General features: G+C 47.9%; 15 protein-coding genes. 14 read left to right on the top strand and 1 reads right to left on the bottom strand.

The window, feature by feature from the left end; all coding sequences use genetic code 11:
- The first annotated feature begins 714 nt into the window (after positions 1-714).
- The 13 genes from GX441_09215 to GX441_09155 all read left to right on the top strand — a co-directional run bounded on the left by GX441_09215 (position 715) and on the right by GX441_09155 (position 13,444).
- Positions 715-3,915 (top strand): PAS domain S-box protein, encoded by a 3,201-nt coding sequence (locus tag GX441_09215; protein NLI98818.1) that lies wholly within the window; start codon positions 715-717, stop codon positions 3,913-3,915.
- On the top strand, positions 3,908-5,314 hold the full coding sequence (locus GX441_09210) for a sigma-54-dependent Fis family transcriptional regulator (protein ID NLI98817.1): 1,407 nt from the start codon (positions 3,908-3,910) through the stop codon (positions 5,312-5,314). Before GX441_09215 ends, GX441_09210 begins: the two co-directional genes overlap by 8 nt.
- A 441-nt stretch (positions 5,315-5,755) precedes the next feature.
- Complete coding sequence (locus GX441_09205) at positions 5,756-6,223, top strand: STAS/SEC14 domain-containing protein (protein ID NLI98816.1); 468 nt, start codon at positions 5,756-5,758, stop codon at positions 6,221-6,223.
- On the top strand, positions 6,213-6,599 hold the full coding sequence (locus tag GX441_09200; protein ID NLI98815.1) for an STAS/SEC14 domain-containing protein: 387 nt from the start codon (positions 6,213-6,215) through the stop codon (positions 6,597-6,599). Before GX441_09205 ends, GX441_09200 begins: the two co-directional genes overlap by 11 nt.
- Positions 6,600-6,616: 17 nt before the next feature.
- Complete coding sequence (locus tag GX441_09195) at positions 6,617-7,006, top strand: hypothetical protein (protein NLI98814.1); 390 nt, start codon at positions 6,617-6,619, stop codon at positions 7,004-7,006.
- Positions 7,007-7,077: 71 nt separating this feature from the next.
- Entirely contained in the window at positions 7,078-7,560 is a 483-nt protein-coding gene (locus tag GX441_09190; GenBank protein NLI98813.1) for a hypothetical protein, read from the top strand.
- Between the two features lie 85 nt (positions 7,561-7,645).
- The gene (locus GX441_09185; GenBank protein ID NLI98812.1) at positions 7,646-8,305 is read left to right on the top strand and encodes an STAS domain-containing protein; all 660 of its coding nucleotides are present in this window, start codon (positions 7,646-7,648) and stop codon (positions 8,303-8,305) included.
- Positions 8,298-8,687: an STAS domain-containing protein gene (locus GX441_09180; GenBank protein ID NLI98811.1), complete on the top strand. Its 390-nt coding sequence runs from the start codon at positions 8,298-8,300 to the stop codon at positions 8,685-8,687. Before GX441_09185 ends, GX441_09180 begins: the two co-directional genes overlap by 8 nt.
- Before the next feature lie 2 nt (positions 8,688-8,689).
- Positions 8,690-9,094, top strand: coding sequence for an anti-sigma regulatory factor (locus GX441_09175; protein ID NLI98810.1), 405 nt, complete (start codon positions 8,690-8,692; stop codon positions 9,092-9,094).
- Positions 9,091-9,999 carry a hypothetical protein gene (locus GX441_09170; protein NLI98809.1) on the top strand — a complete coding sequence of 303 codons (909 nt, stop codon included), beginning with the start codon at positions 9,091-9,093 and terminating at the stop codon, positions 9,997-9,999. The genes GX441_09175 and GX441_09170 overlap by 4 nt, the downstream gene beginning before the upstream one ends.
- Entirely contained in the window at positions 9,996-10,424 is a 429-nt protein-coding gene (locus GX441_09165) for a hypothetical protein (protein ID NLI98808.1), read from the top strand. Before GX441_09170 ends, GX441_09165 begins: the two co-directional genes overlap by 4 nt.
- On the top strand, positions 10,421-11,125 hold the full coding sequence (locus GX441_09160) for a response regulator (protein NLI98807.1): 705 nt from the start codon (positions 10,421-10,423) through the stop codon (positions 11,123-11,125). The genes GX441_09165 and GX441_09160 overlap by 4 nt, the downstream gene beginning before the upstream one ends.
- Before the next feature lie 171 nt (positions 11,126-11,296).
- A complete protein-coding gene (locus tag GX441_09155) occupies positions 11,297-13,444 on the top strand; it encodes an ATP-dependent helicase (protein ID NLI98806.1) in 2,148 nt (715 codons plus the stop codon).
- Positions 13,445-13,534: 90 nt separating this feature from the next.
- On the opposite strand, the gene GX441_09150 is transcribed toward GX441_09155, so the two are convergent.
- Positions 13,535-17,647: a hypothetical protein gene (locus tag GX441_09150; GenBank protein NLI98805.1), complete on the bottom strand. Its 4,113-nt coding sequence runs from the start codon at positions 17,645-17,647 to the stop codon at positions 13,535-13,537.
- Positions 17,648-18,375: 728 nt separating this feature from the next.
- Between GX441_09150 and GX441_09145 the strand changes: the two genes are divergently transcribed.
- Positions 18,376-18,756 carry a hypothetical protein gene (locus tag GX441_09145; GenBank protein NLI98804.1) on the top strand — a complete coding sequence of 127 codons (381 nt, stop codon included), beginning with the start codon at positions 18,376-18,378 and terminating at the stop codon, positions 18,754-18,756.
- Positions 18,757-18,795 lie beyond the last annotated feature (39 nt).

Here is an 18,795-nt window from a genome sequence, read left to right as displayed (position 1 = left end):
TTGCATCTTTCGCATCCATTATAGCACCCCAGTGCTGTTTGAAGGGTTTACCATAACAGACACGGCGACCAACCTTTCATCGAGGCGGATCGCCGCCCAGAGACCACCGAATTAACGGCGCAAGATTGGTATTATAGGTAAATTAGCTCGGAAGTCAAGACAAGATAGTTCGTGCGCCAGGAGATAGTTACCAGGGTTTAGAGAGGGTATTAGAGAAAGCGGGAATCTCCAGTAGACTTAGAAAAAAACAGTTTAAGAAGGAAAGGGCCTCTTACGCAGCTTGCTTATAAAACGTTAGAGAATATAGACCTCCTGCAAACAGTAAGGGGGTATCCAGGGAGTTGGGGACCTCCCGCCAGGCGGTACGCAAGCGGTCGAGGCGCAGCGAGACCCCGGTTCATAATCCGATGGAGCGATAAAGTCGAACCCCATTCCCTCTGCTACAATCAGCCGGATGATAATTCCTTGCTCTTTCCTTTATTACTAAATCAAATTCCTTCTGACTGGTAACGATTCCTTGACCATGCACAAAAAACGATTGTTCCTTCTCTCAAAGATTAACATACGACTTGACAGAGCATTATTTGAGTTTATTATATTATAGTACAAATTGTATTTTTATTGATGTATCGTCGAAACCGGGAGAACATTTGTGTGGCGTAATACATGCGTGTTATCTAAGCCTTCCGGCATCGATCTCTATGGAAAAAATCGATGAAAGAAGGAAGTAAACAGGAGTCTTCTAGTATTACGACTTCTGATAGTTATTGCATAACCTCTGACATTCCGGCAGGCGTTTTCCGAACGACAATCGACGGCAAAATCATAAGCGTCAACAAGGCATTATTGAGGCTATTCGGTTATTCCTCTCCGGATGAATTCAATCACAAAGCCGTATACAAATTTCATTCAGATTCCGGCAATCGCGCCGAAATAATTAAAAAAATTTTAACTGAGGGTGCCATAAGCAACTATGAAACTAAAGCAAAGCGAAAGGATGGTTCCACCATCTGGATTTCCTTAAACGTACAGGCTTTAAAGGATAAAGACGGCAATATCAAGATACTAGAGGGGGTAGTCGAGGATGTCTCGAAACGTAAAGAAACCGAACAAGCCCTGAGAGAGGAGCGGGACCGAACGAAAAGATATTTAGATCTCGCGGGCGTTATCATGGTCGCCATCGACAGAAGCCATCGAGTTACACTCATTAATCAAAAAGGATGCCAGATTCTGGGATACGGGGAAAAGGACATCATAGGCAAAGAATGGTTCGATAATTATGTACCTAAAGTTGACAGAAAAAAGGTAAAGGACGTTTTCAATCAATTGATGGATGGAAAGATTGAGCCTGTCGAATACTTCGAGAATCAGATACTGACAAAAAACAACGAAACACGAATAATAGCCTGGCACAACACGGTCTTAAGGGATTCGGAGGGAACGATTACGGGGACATTGAGTTCTGGTGAGGATATTACCGAAAAGAAGGCTGCAGAGGAAAAGCTTAAAGAGTCAGAGGAAAAATACCGCAGTATTGCTGAACTTGCTCCCGATGGAATCACTATAATAAATCTTAACGGCATTATTTCTTCATGCAATATGGCACTTCTGCGACAGGTTGAAAAAACAAGCGAGGAGGTCGTCGGCAAGCATTTTCTGGATATCTTTTCTTCTCAACCTCTGGATTCGGCAAGATACTCTAAAATATTCAATTCGCTTTTAAGGGGAAGGTCATTCTCGCCGATAGAGATTCCCTGGGTATCAAAAGATGGAAGCCTGCACTACGGTGAGATTCAGGTAAGCCCTATGAAGAAGAATGGTATAGTCCAGGGTTTCCAGGTGATATCGCGAGATATCACCGTACGCAAACAGGCGGAGGAGGAACTCAGGAAACTGATAGAATTCGAGCAGCTGATAGCGAACCTTTCGACAAGCTTTATAAATCTGTCTCTTGAAGAGATTGACCAGGGTATAGACTATGCCTTAAAGTCCGTCGGCGAATTCGCAAACGTCGACAGAAGCTATGTTTTTCTCTTCAGTGAAAACGGCAAAAACATGACTAACACGCACGAATGGTGTGCAAGAGGAATAAAACCGCAGAAGGAAAGAATCAAGGGCGTTTTTACAAACAGGTTTCCATGGTTTTACGAAAAGATATCAAAAGCCCAGGTGGTTAGCTTTTATGACGTCTCAAAGCTCGGAGACGAGGCATTTGCTGAAAAAAAAGAATGGCAAAAACAGTCGATTAAATCCATCCTCAATGTTCCCATGCTTATCAAAAACAAGGTAGTCGGCTTCGTAGGATTTGATTCGGTAAAAGAGAAGAAGGAATGGGAAAAGAATCTAGTCGACCTCCTTCAAATAGTCGGAGAAACACTGGCCAACGTCCTTCAACGCAAAGAAGCTGAAAATGCGCTCAGACGCTCCGAAGAGAAGTTTCGTCTGCTCATCGAAAACATGAGACATGGCTTGGCCCTCTACGACTGGAAGAAGGATGAGATTGTCTACTACAACAAAGCCGTGAGAGCCATCTTCGGCGTGACACACGATTCACGTGTTCCCCTTAGACTTCTGGATTCGGCGACAATTGACGAAAGGGAGGAGCTTAAAAGAACTCTCGAAACAGCCATTGAACTCCGAAGAAACGGCTATTCCGACATCATTGATTTCGACTTCAGGACTGCACTACCCAACGGAGAAAAACGGTGGATAAAAACCAGAGCCTATCCTGTTGAAAATATGAATGAGGTTCCTTCCCAGAGCTACATGATCTTTGAGGATATCACTGAAAGAAAGACAGCTGAAATCAAACTCAAGGAATCGCAGGAAAAGTACAGCGAGTTGTTCCAGAGATCGAATGACGCAATCTTCATTCACGATTCAGATGGAATAATATTAGATGTAAACCAGAAGGCGCTAGAACTCTTCGGGTATTCGAGGAATGAGATGCTCAGTCTCAGGATTGCGGACTTGCACCCAAGAAAGAGTCATCAGGATTCAAGAAAAGCCTTTCATGAGGTTACCACTCAAGGCTTCCATAATTTCGAGATCGCTTTTTTAAAGAAAAACGGCTCAGAGTTTCCGGCTGAAGTATCTTCAAGTCTTTTTGAGATTGGAGGCAGGAGAATCATTCAGGGTATTGTTAGGGATGTTACGGAAAGGAAAAAAATCGAGCAACAGTTGGTGCGCTCTGCCAAACTGGCGTCTTTGGGCGTGCTTGCCGGCGGTATTGCACACCAGATAAACAACCCTTTGGGCACAATGCTTTTTGCATCCAGCGCTCTTAAGAATCTTCTTGAGAAGCATGATGAGCTGGACGAGCAAACAAGGGAAAAATCTCTTGCCTACCTTGATGCCCTTGAAGGGCAGATTGAAAGATCACGCGATGTTGTTGCAGGCCTTCTTGCATTCGCTCAGACGAAAAGATCAGAAATACAGTCTTTTGACGTTAACCTTGTTGTTCATAAGGCCCTCGATTTCCTCGTCGATCAGATGCATCCTGAAGGAATAGAGCTCGAAGTGCTTTTGGATCCCTATCTCCCGAACGCCTGGGCTGATCCTGTTGCATTGGAAGAAGTAATAATCAATGTCGCACAGAACTCATTCGAGGCGATGAAAGACTCAGGTAAGCTTACTGTTGTCGGTAAATCTACTGCTTCAGGAACGATAAGAATTGTCTTGAGTGATACCGGTCCAGGAATACCTGAAGATATAAGGGAGGAGATATTCGAACCGCTTTATACTACAAAATACTCCGAAAGGGGAAGCGGACTCGGACTGTCGATAAGCGCCATGCTTCTGGAAAGATTCGGAGGCAGAATATGGCTTGAGGATACGGACGAGAAGGGCGCGACCTTTGTAATCGAAATTCCCTCGGAAGATGGTCAAATTCGACTAAAGGAGAGGGATGGGTAACAGCAACTCTCTCGAGAAGATAAGAATACTTTTGGTGGATGACGAAAAGCCTTTTCTTACAATGGCCAGAGATAATCTGGAGATGAGAGGATGCGAGGTAATGACCGCGGCAGACGCGGGCCAGGCGGTTTCCATTCTGGAATCGAATTTCTTTGATGTTGTAGTTCTTGATATCAGGATGCCGGGAATGGACGGTTTGTCTTTATTAAAAAGGCTTACACGCGAGCGACCCACTCTCCAGGTCATGATGCTTTCCGGACACGCGACTGTTCAAACTGCAGTAGATGCAATGAAATACGGCGCATTCGATTTCCTACTAAAGCCGCTCGATGTCGAGAATTTCTATCGGGTTATCAGGAGGGCGGCAGACAAGGCAAGACTCGAGCGCCAGAATATCGCAATGGGCGGCGAACTCGCGCGCGCGAAGAAGCTTGGTCCGATTATAGGCGAGAGCAAAAGGATGCAGGAAGTATTCGACTTCATCCACAAGGCCGCTTCCACAGATATTCCGGTTTTAATAACAGGTGAAAGCGGAACGGGAAAGGAGCTTGTCGCGCATGCCATCCATGCCCGAAGCATGCGCTCCACCTATCCCTTTGTGATAGTTGACGGCTCCTCCCTCAGGGAAGAACTCATAGCTTCGGAGCTTTTTGGGCACGAAAAAGGCGCATTCACTGGCGCGGTGCAAAAAAAGGCAGGTCTGTTTGAGGTCGCGGACCGTGGTTCGATATTCCTTGACGAAATAGGCGAGCTTTCACAGCCGAATCAGGCTGCTCTTTTGAGGGTAATCGAATACGGCATATTCAGACCCGTAGGCGCTGTAAGGGAGATTCATACGGATGTGAGAATCATCGCGGCGACCAACAAAGATATATCAAAAGCTTCCGCCACAGGAGAATTCCGCACCGACCTGTACTTCAGACTCAAAGGTCTGGCCATTCAACTGCCGCCCCTGCGAGAAAGACCTGCCGACGTACCCCTGCTTACGGATTTCTTCCTCGCAAGCGTCAACAACAAAACAGGCAAAAATATCCGCTTATCGGATGAAGCGATTAAGAGATTGATGACGTATGAATGGCCCGGCAATGTTCGCGAGCTTCGATATGTTGTCGAGATGGCCGCCCTTTCAGCCCACGACAACGGAGAAATCGAAATCGCGCATCTTCCTCAAGGCATCAAGCCCGCAGCCGAGAGCGCTCTGGGCGATAGAGCAGGAGCTTTCAATAATGGCTTTGGCGGTGAGGAGCTTAATCTTGAGGATTTCCGTAACCGTTACGAAAGAATCTATGTCGAAAAGCTTTTAGAGAAATACAAGGGGAACAAATCAGAAGTTTCAAGAATCCTTGGTTTGAGTTCGTCTGTCTTCTACCGAATGTTGCGCAGGCTTAATCTCTTTTAGAAACTGTTCTCATAAAGAAGAGTCCTCCACTTAAAAAGAAGGATTTTAGTCCATCAAATACACTTCTCGCGATTCACAAGCTCAGCAATTGTGTCACATAAAGGATACGGTAAAATGGCACAAGAATTGCTTATTTATACATGATGGCTGGAAAGATGAACCCGCCATACAAACAATTTACGCCCTCCTCCCACTTCCATACCTATTGTTGCTGCCGTAAGTGACGGCAGCAACAATTTTTACAAGATAGCTAAATCCTTCTTCTTAATGAGAAGAGGTTTTCTTATTGCGAATAATCCAGATGCATGAGGATGCGCTTAAGCTTCAACTTAGCGCCGCTTATTTTTTGAGTTTATGGCACGAAAATTGCTTTAGATAATACACTCTATGTCTAAATTAGATACATCTTTTTACAAGGATAAGGACGAGGAGACAATCAACATGAAGCACATTATTTACTTCGATGAAACGATACCCACGATTGTTATACGAGTGATAGGCGAATGCTCGATAAATGATGCAGAAGAGAGCGTTAAAGCTATTGAAGCAATAATAGAAGAGCAAGGGAAAAGTTCAGTGATTATAGACCTGCGAAGGTTCTCTGCTTCGCTGGATAAGGAGGTCCGAAAGATACTGCAGGATCCCAGAACTACTTCAGGCGTTCTCAAGATGGCGATGGTAACTCCCCACCCCTCAACAAGAATATTGGGAAAGATTGCCACCTCCATCATGGGGAGAACTAAAGATACGGGCTTCTTTAAGACTGAGGAGGAGGCTCGTATCTGGATAAAGACTTCGAGCGCCTTGAGCGCAAAAACGTTGAACCTGAGACTTTTAAATAAAAATAAACCGAGACAGGATGAAGAGTATTCAAATCTCCATAAAACAGGAGGAAATAATGGAACATAAGATTTCATACGATCCAAAGACCGATATAGTGCATCTTGATATCATTGGCCCGGTAATGCGTGATGACGCCGGCGAACTGGTGGATGCGCTGGAGAAGAATGCAAAAAAAGGCGAGACAAACCTTCTTCTGGCTGATCTTACTCAAACACCGAGCATGAACATGGACAGGGATACACGCAGATTTATCCAGGAAAAAGGTAAAAGCATCTACTACAACAGGATGGCCGTTGTAGGAGCGTCGCCAATAACGAGAATGCTCGCCAAGATAGTAATGGGCGTTATCGGCCGGCCGGAAACTCTTAAATTCTTTGCATCAAAGGATGAAGCCGTTCACTGGCTCAAAGGAGTTAATGAAGGGTCCGCTTCAACCTTGTAGAATGAGAGGTCTATAAAATGGAACATATCCTTGAATATGACGAAGAAAACGATTTCCTTCGGATGAAAATTCCTTCGGATTGGAAATTCGACATACGCAACGCTTCAAGCTTTCTTGAGCTTGTTGAGGAGTATTACGAAGGCAGAACTCACCGTTATTTAGTGGTCGATGTTTCAGAGAGCCCGGGCAGGAGCCTTTCCAGGGAGTTCCGCACATGGATGAACGAACAGGCGACCCGGATTGGATTCGAGAAAATAGGCGTTGTCGGAGTGTCTCCGTTTAATCGAATGGTAGCTAAAATCGCAATAGCAACCATGGGCAAATCGAAGCAAACCCAGTTCTTCAAATCTGAACGAGAAGCAATCAGATGGCTCTCTGTAGAAGACCTTGTCGGAGCTGCAAGATAAGGAACGAAAGCTTTGATGACTGCAGGAAAACACTCAGTCAAAAGCTTAGATAATAGAAAGGAGGCTTTAGATTGGCTAACAGGGCAACCGGAATTAATAACGGGTTGAAGATGAAGCATGAGCTTTCATTCAAACCGAAAACCAGCACACTTCATGCAAGATTCATTGGAACGATGTCGGAACGTGAGTGCTCCGAATTCTTCATCCAAGCGGCATCGCTATTCTATAATCGAAGAAAACGGCAATGCATCATCGAGTTTTCCCAGGCTGACGAAAGCTTCTTTGCGAGAAACCAGCTTAAGCTCTTCTTCAGGGGATTGATAAAACTTGAGATAACAAAAATAGCATTTACAGGCGTGACTGCATTTGATAATTCTCTTGTCAAGAGCGTTCTTGAATCAATATTAACATCTGAAAGTAAATTTATTTATGATTTTTTTAATACTGAACAAGAAGCTCTATTTTGGTTAGATAACCAAAATAAAAATAATGATTTAAGAAACTCCAGATTAGATAATGTTGAAATACAGTCTATTCTGAATAAAATTGAATAAAAAATAGTGTACAAGCCTTTTTTTAGAAGAATTGGATTTATCGAAAATAACACCTAAAGCTCAATCTAAGAAAGGAGATGGCGCGATGGCCAAACCACCTAATACTCAGATTGCAGACCTTGAAGAAAGAATCGAACGGATTGAAACCATACTTTCTATTGCCGCAGGCGGTAATTTCGACACCAACTTGGACATAGATACTAAATCTCCAGACCTTCTCACATCGGTTGAAATGGGGATAAATCTTTTAATATCAGATCTTGGCGAGGAGTTCAGGAAGAGCAAAACAAGGGCGGAAGAACTTGAGGAAAAGCTTGACTTGATCGAAAAGCAGCGCCTGGCCATCGAACAGCTTTCAACGCCGATAATAAAGATCTGGGATCGGGTTCTGGTGCTTCCCTTAATAGGAGCTCTGGATACGAGACGCTCCCAGCGCTTGACAGAAAGCCTGCTTACGGAAATAGCTTTTACCCAGACAAGAATAGCGATACTGGATATTACGGGCGTGCCAGCAGTCGATTCCGCAGTCGCCAACCATCTGCTTAAGACCGTTTCGGCCGTCCAACTGCTTGGAGCAAAATGCGTTATCACGGGAATCAAGCCGGAGGTCGCGCAGACAATCGTTCACCTTGGAGTAGAACTCAAGGGAGTCGAGACGCTTTCCAATCTGTCTGAGGGATTGAAGTGGGCGTTCAGAAATCTCAACTTTAAAATTATTGAGGAAACAGGGGAACAGCATGTATAAGGCTGCTGAAATACCTATACTCAGTCTCAAGGAATACCTGCTTGCCTCCATACAAACCGACCTTCACGACAGGATGGCTGAACAGCTTCAGCAGGATATTCTCAATCGCATCAACCAAACACAGGCAAAGGGCGTCCTAATCGACATATCGGCGCTTGAGATGGTGGATTCCTTCATCGGCCGCACCCTGGCCGATACCGCTCGCATGGCTGATACCCTTGATGCAGTGGTCGTAATAGTCGGAATGAAACCGGCGGTCGCCATAACACTTGTGGAACTCGGCCTATCCCTCGGCGACATTAAGACCTCGCTTAATCTGGATACCGGATACGAGCTAATGGAAAAACTCCTTAGAGAGAAGAATGGAAAAGGCGTAGAGTGAAGATGCCGATATCGAAAGTAGTCATTCCTATCAAGGACGAATCCGACATAGTCAAGGCAAGGACGACCGCCAAGATAAAAGCCGGAGAGATGGGTTTCGGACTCGTTGACCAGACAAGAATATCCACGGCCGTTTCCGAGCTTGCTCGCAATATATATGTCTACGCCAGGGAAGGCGAGATGCACATCGAATCCGACTGCAGCCCTCACGAGGGCTTGAAGATAAGCTTCATAGACAACGGCCCAGGCATTGAGGACGTTGAAATGGCTCTTACGGACGGGTTTTCAACAGCAGGAAGCATGGGCAAGGGCCTGCCGGGTGCAAAACGCCTGTCGGATAAAATGGAGATTCTGACCGAAGTGGGAAAAGGCACTACGGTAATAATAGAAAAGTGGTTGAGATTATGAAAAAGTCAAGCGAGTTATTCCTTGAAAGAAGAGAACAGACGATATGGGCGAGAAGAATAGGCGCAAGATTCGCACAGGAGATGAAACTGCCTCTTGAAACCATAGAAAGCATTGATTGTTTTATTGACAAGCTGGCTACTCATCTCGTTATGCCCCATAAGGAACCTACGAGATTGAGCTTCAGAAGCGTCTCCACCTCCAGATTACACGGCATGGAAATAACAGCAAACATGACAGGAAACGGACAGGAAAACAAGCTCTTTATTGGATACCAGCCGGGACAAGAGATAACTGAAGGAGGAAACCCGCAAAGAAATAATTTTAAGACCAGCACTTTTTCGACCTCTAAGTCGAAACGACTCAGGGTAGAAGTATGCACCAGGCTTAAAGGTCTGGCGCCAACGAACACATATGTCGTTCACGAGGAGGGAAAAACCCTTCTTGTCGGGATTGTAGAAGGAAGGGGAACGTCTCTGGAAGCGCACAACTCAGCGGTCGTTGCCGAATCCTACATCCTCTCAAATTCGAAAAAACCACTCGAAAGAATCCTCAAAGAAATAGACCTTTTGGTCAATCATGACCCAGGAGTTTCAGTTGCCCTTGCCCGCATCGACGTCTATGATAAAGAACTTCAGTATGCCGCAACCGGGGATTTGGAATCCAGGTTATGGGTGCCCGACTCGGGACGCTGGATAGATCTCATCGGTATGGAAGGTGTAAGGAGCAGGCACCTCAGGCTTGCATACGAATGGAGACACGGAAGCGTCCTCCTCATGCTTTCAAATACAGGCGAATCAGACAACCTCCTGAGTAAACTCGAAACATCCACATCTAATCTTGCGCATCAGATAATAGCAAAAATGACGACCGGCATGAAAGATGCCGTCGCATTGGTGGTAAGATGAAACCTTTGACTTTTACGCGTGAAGGGTTGTGCTATATAAGTCTCGCAGGCCTGCCGAGACCGGATGAGATAGAAGGAATCGTGGAGGAGTACGTATCAGGAGTCGAACTCCTTCCCTACCCCTTGAAACTCATCTTCATAGACATATCTAAACTGGTTCACATGGAGATTCGGTGCAGGCGGATCTTCTCTGAGCTGCTAACCCAGGCTTCCAGACACTATAACGGCCAGGTGGAGATGGTCGTTGCCGGAGGTTCATTAAACCTGAGACGTTTCATACAGTTGTTCTGCAAAGGAATAGGCTTCAACGAAAGAAGTCATTTCTTTGAGAATATCGACGAAGCTGAGGTCTGGACACAAACGTGGCTCAATCCTGGGTTTAAAACGACAGAAAAGAGGGCAAGTCTCGTAAATCAGGAACAGTGAAGCGAAAAGAATCTATTCTCATCGCTGATGATGAGAAAGCACTTGCCACCATGATGGCTTCGCTCTTAGATTCAAACGGGTATGACGCCGAAGTATGCTTTTCAGGAGAAGAGGCGCTGAAGATGCTTCGTCTCTCTAACTATGATCTGCTGGTAACTGACATAGTCATGCCCGGCGTATCAGGATGCGAACTTTTAGTATATGCACTCGATCTCAAGCCTGACCAGAGAATTCTCATCACCTCCGGAATTCGTTCCGCACTCGTCCGGCGACCGGCCCTGGAGTTGAGCATTCTCTCATACCTGCCCAAACCGTTCACTGCTAATAGCCTAATCACAAGTATCATGGACATCTTCAAGAGGCGTACTTATGATTCAGGAAAAGCATCGACTCTTGTATACCGGGATTTACTGAAGGTCTTTGGACTCGGTTTGGCAACATTGGTGCTTGAAGTCGGCGCAAAAAGCAGGTCTGGCCGCATTTACTTCGATAAAGGCAAGCTTGTAAACGCCGAGACGACCCTAGAAAAGGGTGAACGTGCATTTTACGAAATCATGGGCTGGGAGAAGGAGCACTACAGCATCTCGCGATACAACGCCAAATCACTCAAGCCAAACATCAATTTGGACATGGATAATCTTCTATCCGGCAATCCTTGTCTCGGCGAGATGCCATTCAGGCATGCAGAAACCGCCCCGTAAGTTATTCATCTACATTTAGCCGATTCGCAGTATCAGGTGATGAATTGAACCCTTCGCTAAAAAATGCCTCTCGATTCAAGAATTTTTCCCTGTCGCGATTGGCGTTTCTTAACGACTAAAGAACGGCCCTTTTTTCTTGACTCAGCAAATCCCGTAAGTATTCTCCACACTGTGATTGATTTCGATTCGGGTACTTCGAGCTTTGAAGAATTTCTCAAACGCGTGGAACAGAGGTCAAAGGAAACAAGAACAAGAACACGCTCTGCAATAAGGTTTTCACCTCGCGACTATGAACAGCCGGTCATGACTAAAGAAACGCACGAGAGAATAAAGGAACTCTCTAGAATCTCCGCCGAGATAGAACGTAATCTGGTGAAAGTTGAGGATAGTGAAGCTTGTCTTGAAAAACTAAGGATCAACTACAAGAAAAGCCTGAATCTGAGCCAGTACAAAGCGGCAACGACTGTGAACGGACCCCTTCTTGTTATCGCAGGAGCAGGAAGCGGTAAGACAAGAACCTTGATATACCGTGTCGCCTATCTCATCGAATCGGGTGTCAAACCCGGGGAGATATTGCTTCTCACCTTCACGCGCAAGGCAGCGGCTGAGATGATCACCAGGGCTTCGGAGCTGCTGGGCGATTTGAGCGTAAACGGCATCACGGGCGGAACGTTCCATTCCTTCGCAAACCATATATTGAGAAGATATTCAGGACTCCTAGGGATTCCAGCAGATTTCACCATTGCTGATACGACTGACTCGGAAGATATCGTCGATCTCGTCCGCAAGGAGCTACATATTGAAAAACACAAAAAGGCTTTTCCAAGAAAGTCCCGGCTGGTGGAGATAATCTCACGCAGCCGCAATTGTTCTTTGAGCATTGCCGAGGTAGTCGAGCAGGATTACTCGGGGCTGGCAGAGTTCACGAAAGAGATAGAGCTCGTGACGAAAGGGTATGGAGAGTACAAGCGCGCAAACCGCATTCTGGACTTCGACGACCTCATGGAGTTTCTGCAAGATTCGCTGGAAACGAATCCTAGATTCCTCGAAAGAATCCAGTCAATCTACAGATACGTGATGGTCGACGAGTTCCAGGATACCAACACCGTTCAGAAGAAGATAGCCGATCTCGTAGCATCCAGAGACCGCAACATAATGGTTGTGGGCGACGACTCGCAGAGCATCTACTCCTTCAGGGGAGCGAACTTCGAGAACATACTGCGTTTTCCAGAAACCTATCCCGACTGCCGCTACATAAAGCTCGAACAGAACTACCGCAGCAGCCAGGATATACTCGATTTCACCAACTCGCTCATCAACAAAGCGCAGATCGGCTACAAAAAGTCGCTGTTCTCGACCAAGACTCGCCAGGGAAAACCCGAGGTCAGACGGTTGTTCGACGAGGAGGCCGAAGCCGAGTTCATTGTTGACAGGATTCTAGAACAGAGGGAGAGGGGTATACCCCTTAACCAGATAGCCGTTCTCTACCGCGCATCCCATCACGGAAACTTCGTTCAGGCCGAACTGTTGAAGAGGAAGATCCCTTACGTAGTCTATGGAGGAATCCGCTTCGTCGAGCGCAGGCACGTCAAGGACATGATAGCCTACCTGAAAATCCTCGAGAATCCTTACGATGCCATATCGTGGAACAGGGTGCTCAATCTCATCCCGGGCATAGGCTCGATGACCGCTTCGAAAATAGTCGAGCACGTTCACGAAGCGCATGGCGGATTCGGATTCGAAAAGTTTGCAGGCAAGAAATACAGCTCCGGCCTCGAGGAGCTAGGAAGAGTGCTTTCGCTCGCATCGACGGATGGTTCGTCGATAACGCAAAAGATAGAGATTCTTGAACGCTACTACGCGCCCATTCTCGAAACCATTGAGGATGACGCCGATATCAGGCTGAGGGATTTAGACGTGCTCATCGAACTCGCAGGCAGATACGAGGAGCTTGAGAAGTTTCTTTCGGACTTCGCGCTCGACCCGCCCTCAAAGAAGTTCCAGGATAAAACCACTCCGAGAATCGATGAACGGGAGGATAGGGAGGTAATTCTTTCTACAGTGCATTCCGCAAAGGGACTGGAGTGGCGCACGGTCTTCGTAGTTCATCTTCTGGACGGCCTGTTTCCCAACGCCCGTTCTATCGCGTCAGTCGAGGAGCTTGAGGAGGAACGAAGACTGTTTTACGTCGCGTGCACAAGGGCGAAAGAATCTCTTGTTATGACATATCCCGCTTCGGTATCTTCGTGGGACGCCTTCTTCACCCTGCCGTCAAGATTCCTTGCCGAGATAGAGAGCGATAAATACAGCCAGGCTTGACTGGTTGCTCTTTTACCTATATCTTACTTATCGTGGGAGCGTGTTCTTTTCGGAAAAACTGGATAGTGTTATTCTTTCGAATCCAGCGTGTTAAGACCTGTTTCGTGCAAGGTTTCGCAGGTAGACCTTGAGTTTTTCGTTCGTGCCCTCCTCTCCGTCGTAGAACATATTGATTACAGGCACTCCGTAATCGGCCTCTACCTGTTTGAAGAGAGCGGTAGTCTGGGTTCCCGGCATGCATGTGAATGGCGATGCGTTCACGATTACGGCCGCATTGTCCCTTTCCGCAAAGTGAACGGCCCTTCCGAGCGTCAGCACCGCCTCCGTGCCGCACTCGAATGGGAGATAACGCTCTGTCCCCTTGCGGATCTCGTCGATTGACGGTTCCCTTCTGTCCCCGAGAAGACCGTCCGTCATGCGTTCGAGTCTGTGTTCTATTCCGGTTGTGATCCATCTGGTAGCGTTACCCGAGAAAAGGCTCGCAAGATTCTTCTGTCTTCCCGCCCTGACTATCTGAGAGTAGATAGAGTATGCAAGGAACTCGGAGGCAGGCGAAAGCCAGACCTCTCCCCCCTCCTCCTCGATGAACCTGATGAGATTCTCGTTGGAAAAGGGGTCGCAGCGCACGTATATCTCGCCGACTATTCCTACAAGAGGCTTGCGTGAACCGGAGTGCACCGCAATGGACTTAAAGTCTGCAACAATTTTCCTGAAGGCCGCTTCGTCGTTGCCCGCCTCAATAGCCTTCTCCATGTTAGTGATTGACAACTCATAGAGGCCGACCGTCTCACCCGATTTTTTTTCGTAAGGCCTCAGCCTGCATCTCATCTTGGTCAGGAGATCTGAGTAGAGACTCGACCTCCACAAATCAAGACGCAGACCCTGACTGAGTCCCGCGTATGAATTGTAGGATGAGGGATTTATGATGGCCACATCCGTGAAGCCTTCCCTTGAAAGTATTATCCGGTGAAGGTTGACGTACTGGCCGAAGCGGCATGGTCCGTCCGACGACGGCATGAAGAACGCCTGTCCTGAAGGCTCAAGACCGTTCTCGCGAAGCTTGCGGACGAGCGTACCTATCGTTACGACAGCAGGCATGCATTCCTTGCCGAGCGTCAGCGACTTGCCCGTATTCATGTCCATTCTGGTGGACTCGGGCAGCGCCTCTGCGTCCATGCCGTGCCTTCGGAAAACCGACGCGAAAAAACGCGCTCCCGCTGGATGCATGGGAGGAATCCAGACCTTCCGGCGCGAGTAATCAGCAATCCGCTTCTCCCATCTGGGAATGTTGAAGCCCTCAAGCCGCTTTGGCTTGTAAGAGTCTATGGACTCCTTGAACGCTTCTATGCGGGTCGTGTAGCCGCCCGCGCTCGAATGCTCGTCTACCTCAAGTATCATGAAAGGCTTCCCCTTCATTATCTCCTCAGCCATCGTTATAAGACATGAATCCGGTCCGCATGCGAAGTGCGTGATGTAGATGGGAAAGACGTTTTCGTGTTCGCTCGCGTATCTTAGCCCGGAAAGAATAGTCTGGCCGTAATCCCAGAACATGCGGTGCTCCTGCCATTTATTTAGCCCCTCATCGGGCACGAAATCAGCAGGGATTACCGGCATTCTGAGAGTTTTCGCTATCTCCTTGAGCAGACTGGAGGAAACCCTTGAATCGTAGAGGCTGTAGGGTCTTCCCACGGCGAGAATCCCTTTCTCGTTGGCACAAGCAAGCGACTGTAAAGCCTCCTTGCCTTCCTTCCTGCAGTGGCTCCTGAAGCCGGAATATGACCGCCATCCATCCAGCCAGGCTCGCTTTATCTGACTCCTCGAGCATTTTATCCTTGAACCTATCGAACGGTAAAGCTCCGAGATGTTTTCTTCTTCGGCCCATGAGACATCGATGAGCGGCGAGAAAACCTTTCTTTCATCATATCCTTGTACAGAACGTGCAAGCGAAGGAAACATGTGCCCGTAGGGGCATACGTGCGCGTAGTATTCACCCTTGCTCATCACGAACATGTGCGGCAGGAGCACGAAATCGGCGTCGGAGGCAAAAAGCCGTACCGCATGTCCGTAGAACGCCTTTACCGGAAGGCAGAAGTCCGCCGAGGAAAGCCTTGCCGCGTCCTCAAGAACGCCTTCGTCCGTGGAATTAGTCGTCTTTACCTCGAATCCCAGAGAGCTGAAGAAGCCTCGCCAGAAGGGAAGATAGGTGTAAAAGCCGAGCACCATCGGTATGGCGACCGTTCCAATCGATATTTGAGGAGAGGAATTTTTATGGAGCAATCTTTCTCTTTTTTCGACCAGCGAGAGGTTCTTGTCTCTCCGCATGCGCTTCTCGCCGGGCTCTTTTCCGCACATGTATCCCCAGGAGGGCCTTTCGCCTGCTCCCTCGATATCCGCGAATGTAATCGCGCAGTGGTTGTTGCAGTAGCCGCACTCCTCCGTGCTTAAGCTTATCTTCTGCCTGTAGAGACCGATGCCTCGGAAACTGGTGCCGGAGAACGCGCGCTCTTTTGCCGCAAGTGCGGCTCCATACGCCCCGAGAACGTGGCAGTACGGCGATACAAGTATTTCACTGTCAAGGTAGTTCTCGAAAGCGGCTACGAGACCTATGTTTCGCGCGGTAGCGCCCTGAAAGGCTATCCTGCCCTGCACTGGCCTCTTTTCAACGACCTTCGTGAGGTAGTTCTGGACAACAGAGTAAAGCACGGCCGCCATCGCCTCCTCGGTTGAGAAGCCCTTGAGAAGAAGCCTTTCGACGTCTTCCTCCATGAAGACTGTGCACCTATCAGAGGTGTAGGGTGCTCTTTGTGAAAGCGCCCTTGGACCTGATTCCGCAAGCGGGATGCCTAACTTCTCCGCCTGCTCTTCTATGAACGACCCGGTTCCGGCTGCACAGATGTAGTTGAGGTTGGATTCCACGATATTGCCCTGTTCGAGCCTTATGTACTTGGAGTCCTGACCGCCTATCTCGAATATTGTCTGGATATCCGGGTCAAGCCTCAGCGCTCCCTTAGCATGAGCCGTTATCTCGTTGATTATGGAGTCTGCGCCGATAACAAGACCCGCAATCCTGCGTCCGGAGCCTGTTGTCCCTGCACCGGAAATCTCAATATCGGGGCTGTATTTGAGAGAATACGCTTCGATAGCCTTGAGCACGAGTCCGGAAGCTCCAACCGGATCGCCAAGCGTCTTTCTGTAGAAGTCTGCAATAATCTCTTCGTTTGAGTCCACGAGGACCGCTTTCGTGCTAGTAGAACCAACGTCTATGCCCAGCCATAGCGATTTCTCAGCGGTTTTTTTAACTACCCTTACCTCGGTTCCATCGCTTTCAGACCACGAATCCACGGTCGAGAAATCCGGAAAACTCGACTTGCGAAGTTCCAGAGCCGGTCTTAACGCAACGTTAGAGTCGGTAGCGGGATTTGATGAGAGCGCAAGATTGCGAAGGTCGACCTCGTACTTCGCAGCAATACCTGCGCCTATAGCTCCGGCGATTTGGGCGTCACTGAATACATCCGACTCACATGCAAGGTTTCTTTTTAGCCACTCCATTACCAATTTGTTCTCGGCTACACCGCCAACGATGAGCGTCTTGCCTTTGAGCATCCTGCCTCCGAGAAGGGTCTGAACAAGCGTCGATGCCATGCCGCGACAAAGGCCGTTCCACATCTCCTCCTTTGAATAACCCTCCTGCTGGCGGTGGATAAGATCGGTCTTTGCAAAAACCGAACACCGGGCCGCTATTCTTGCCGGATTTTCTATGAACCTGAAGCCCTCGATGTCTTTGTATGTGAGTTCGAGCCGCTTCATCTGCTGGTCGAGAAAAGAGCCCGTTCCTGCCGCACACAGTGAGTTCTCGTAGAAATCCTTGAACCTGCCTTCCTTTAACTCTATGAGCCTTGAGCCCTTTGCTCCGATATCGATTATGTTCCGGTATCCTTGATTGAGATGCATGCAAAAACCGATGAGAGCGCTGACGCTGTCCTCCTCTCTGAACCCGAACGCCTGTTCAAGCGCGCTGGAGTAAAAACCGGTGAAACCGACGAGAACCTTTTTCTCCTTACTGAGATTATCGAGGAAAGTCTTGAGCGAACACAAAGGATTGGAGTAATGGGGCTCGTAGAGGGAAGCTCGGACCCTTGCGTCGGAATCCAGCAAAGCGACCTTGAGATAAGCGGCGCCGGCATCGATACCGATTCTCAGCATCAGAACCTTTTCTTTTTTAAGTAATTGCGTTGCCTTGGTGAGCGAACAAGGAGAATTGATACCTGCACCCTTGTATCTTAGTCGCTAATAGGCTTTTGTCAAACAACTTGCGCAACCAGAAGAGCACCGCTGCCAGTTCTGGCAGACGGCCCTGAGGAGCAAGCTTCGATAATTAAACGCCTTAAGAACCGACTGCCAGTTTTGGCAGTCGGCCATGCCAGTTCTGGCAGGCATTTCGCGTTCCGGGGATAGGTGATCATTTGCTTCCTCATCGTAAGATTCAGGAGTCCATCACTTGCAGGTTTGCGTGTGATTGTGCCAAGCCTGGCATGAATATTGCTTATATTTGTATCGATGAAAGGGACTGCCAGGAGGGCGCTGGCAGGAGGTCTTTTTTATCCTCAAAAAAAATCGTATTTGAGTAGGAGGGGGAAGGGGAGGTTCGCTCCAAGGGAGCGACGCGCTCACGGAGAGGGCGGGTCGAACGGGGTTCGAGCGGAGGGATTATTTAAATCCCTGACTCATATGGCCGGAAGCTTTGCTTCCGCCATCACCCCTGAAGAGTGGAAACACTCTTCAGGGGGCACCCAAAGGGGGAATAGAGGCGAGGAGGGTCGGGGTCCCCAGAGGAATACGAAGTGTCCACCCCGACGGGGACACGAAGTATTCATTTGGGGTAGAGAGGAGGGCTCCCATAAACACAAAACAATCCTCGAAAGGAGGAAACAATGCGTAACGCAAAAAAGCTTATGATTGCGGTGCTCGCAATCGTAACCATAGGCGCAGGCTCGGCTTTTGCCTGGACTAGTTCGCAGACCGGGCACCGCCATTATCAGGGCTATACACTCTATCCTTTCCTTGACTGGTCGTACCCCGGAACAGGCGACAAAATATCAGGAACCTGGGATACAGAAGGTCAATGCTGGCCAAGGGCGTCTACTTCGTGCGGGCAGTACCACGCGAAGGCGAAGCGAAAACGGCAAGGTAGTGTTATTAAAATAACATCTTCAGAGATTTACAAAGGGCGTGCCTTAGACACGCCCTTTGTTTTCATACATACTTTTTACCTGTTTGACAAGTCAGGCGTGATTTCATATACTCAATCATGAAAAAAGAGTCTGCTCCTTTTAAAAAAGGGAAACCTTCTA

This window comes from bacterium (assembly GCA_012517375.1).
Classification (GTDB): Bacteria; Hydrothermota; Tepidihabitantia; order B3-TA06; family B3-TA06; genus JAAYVC01.
This window is presented reverse-complemented; position numbering and strand designations above follow the sequence as displayed.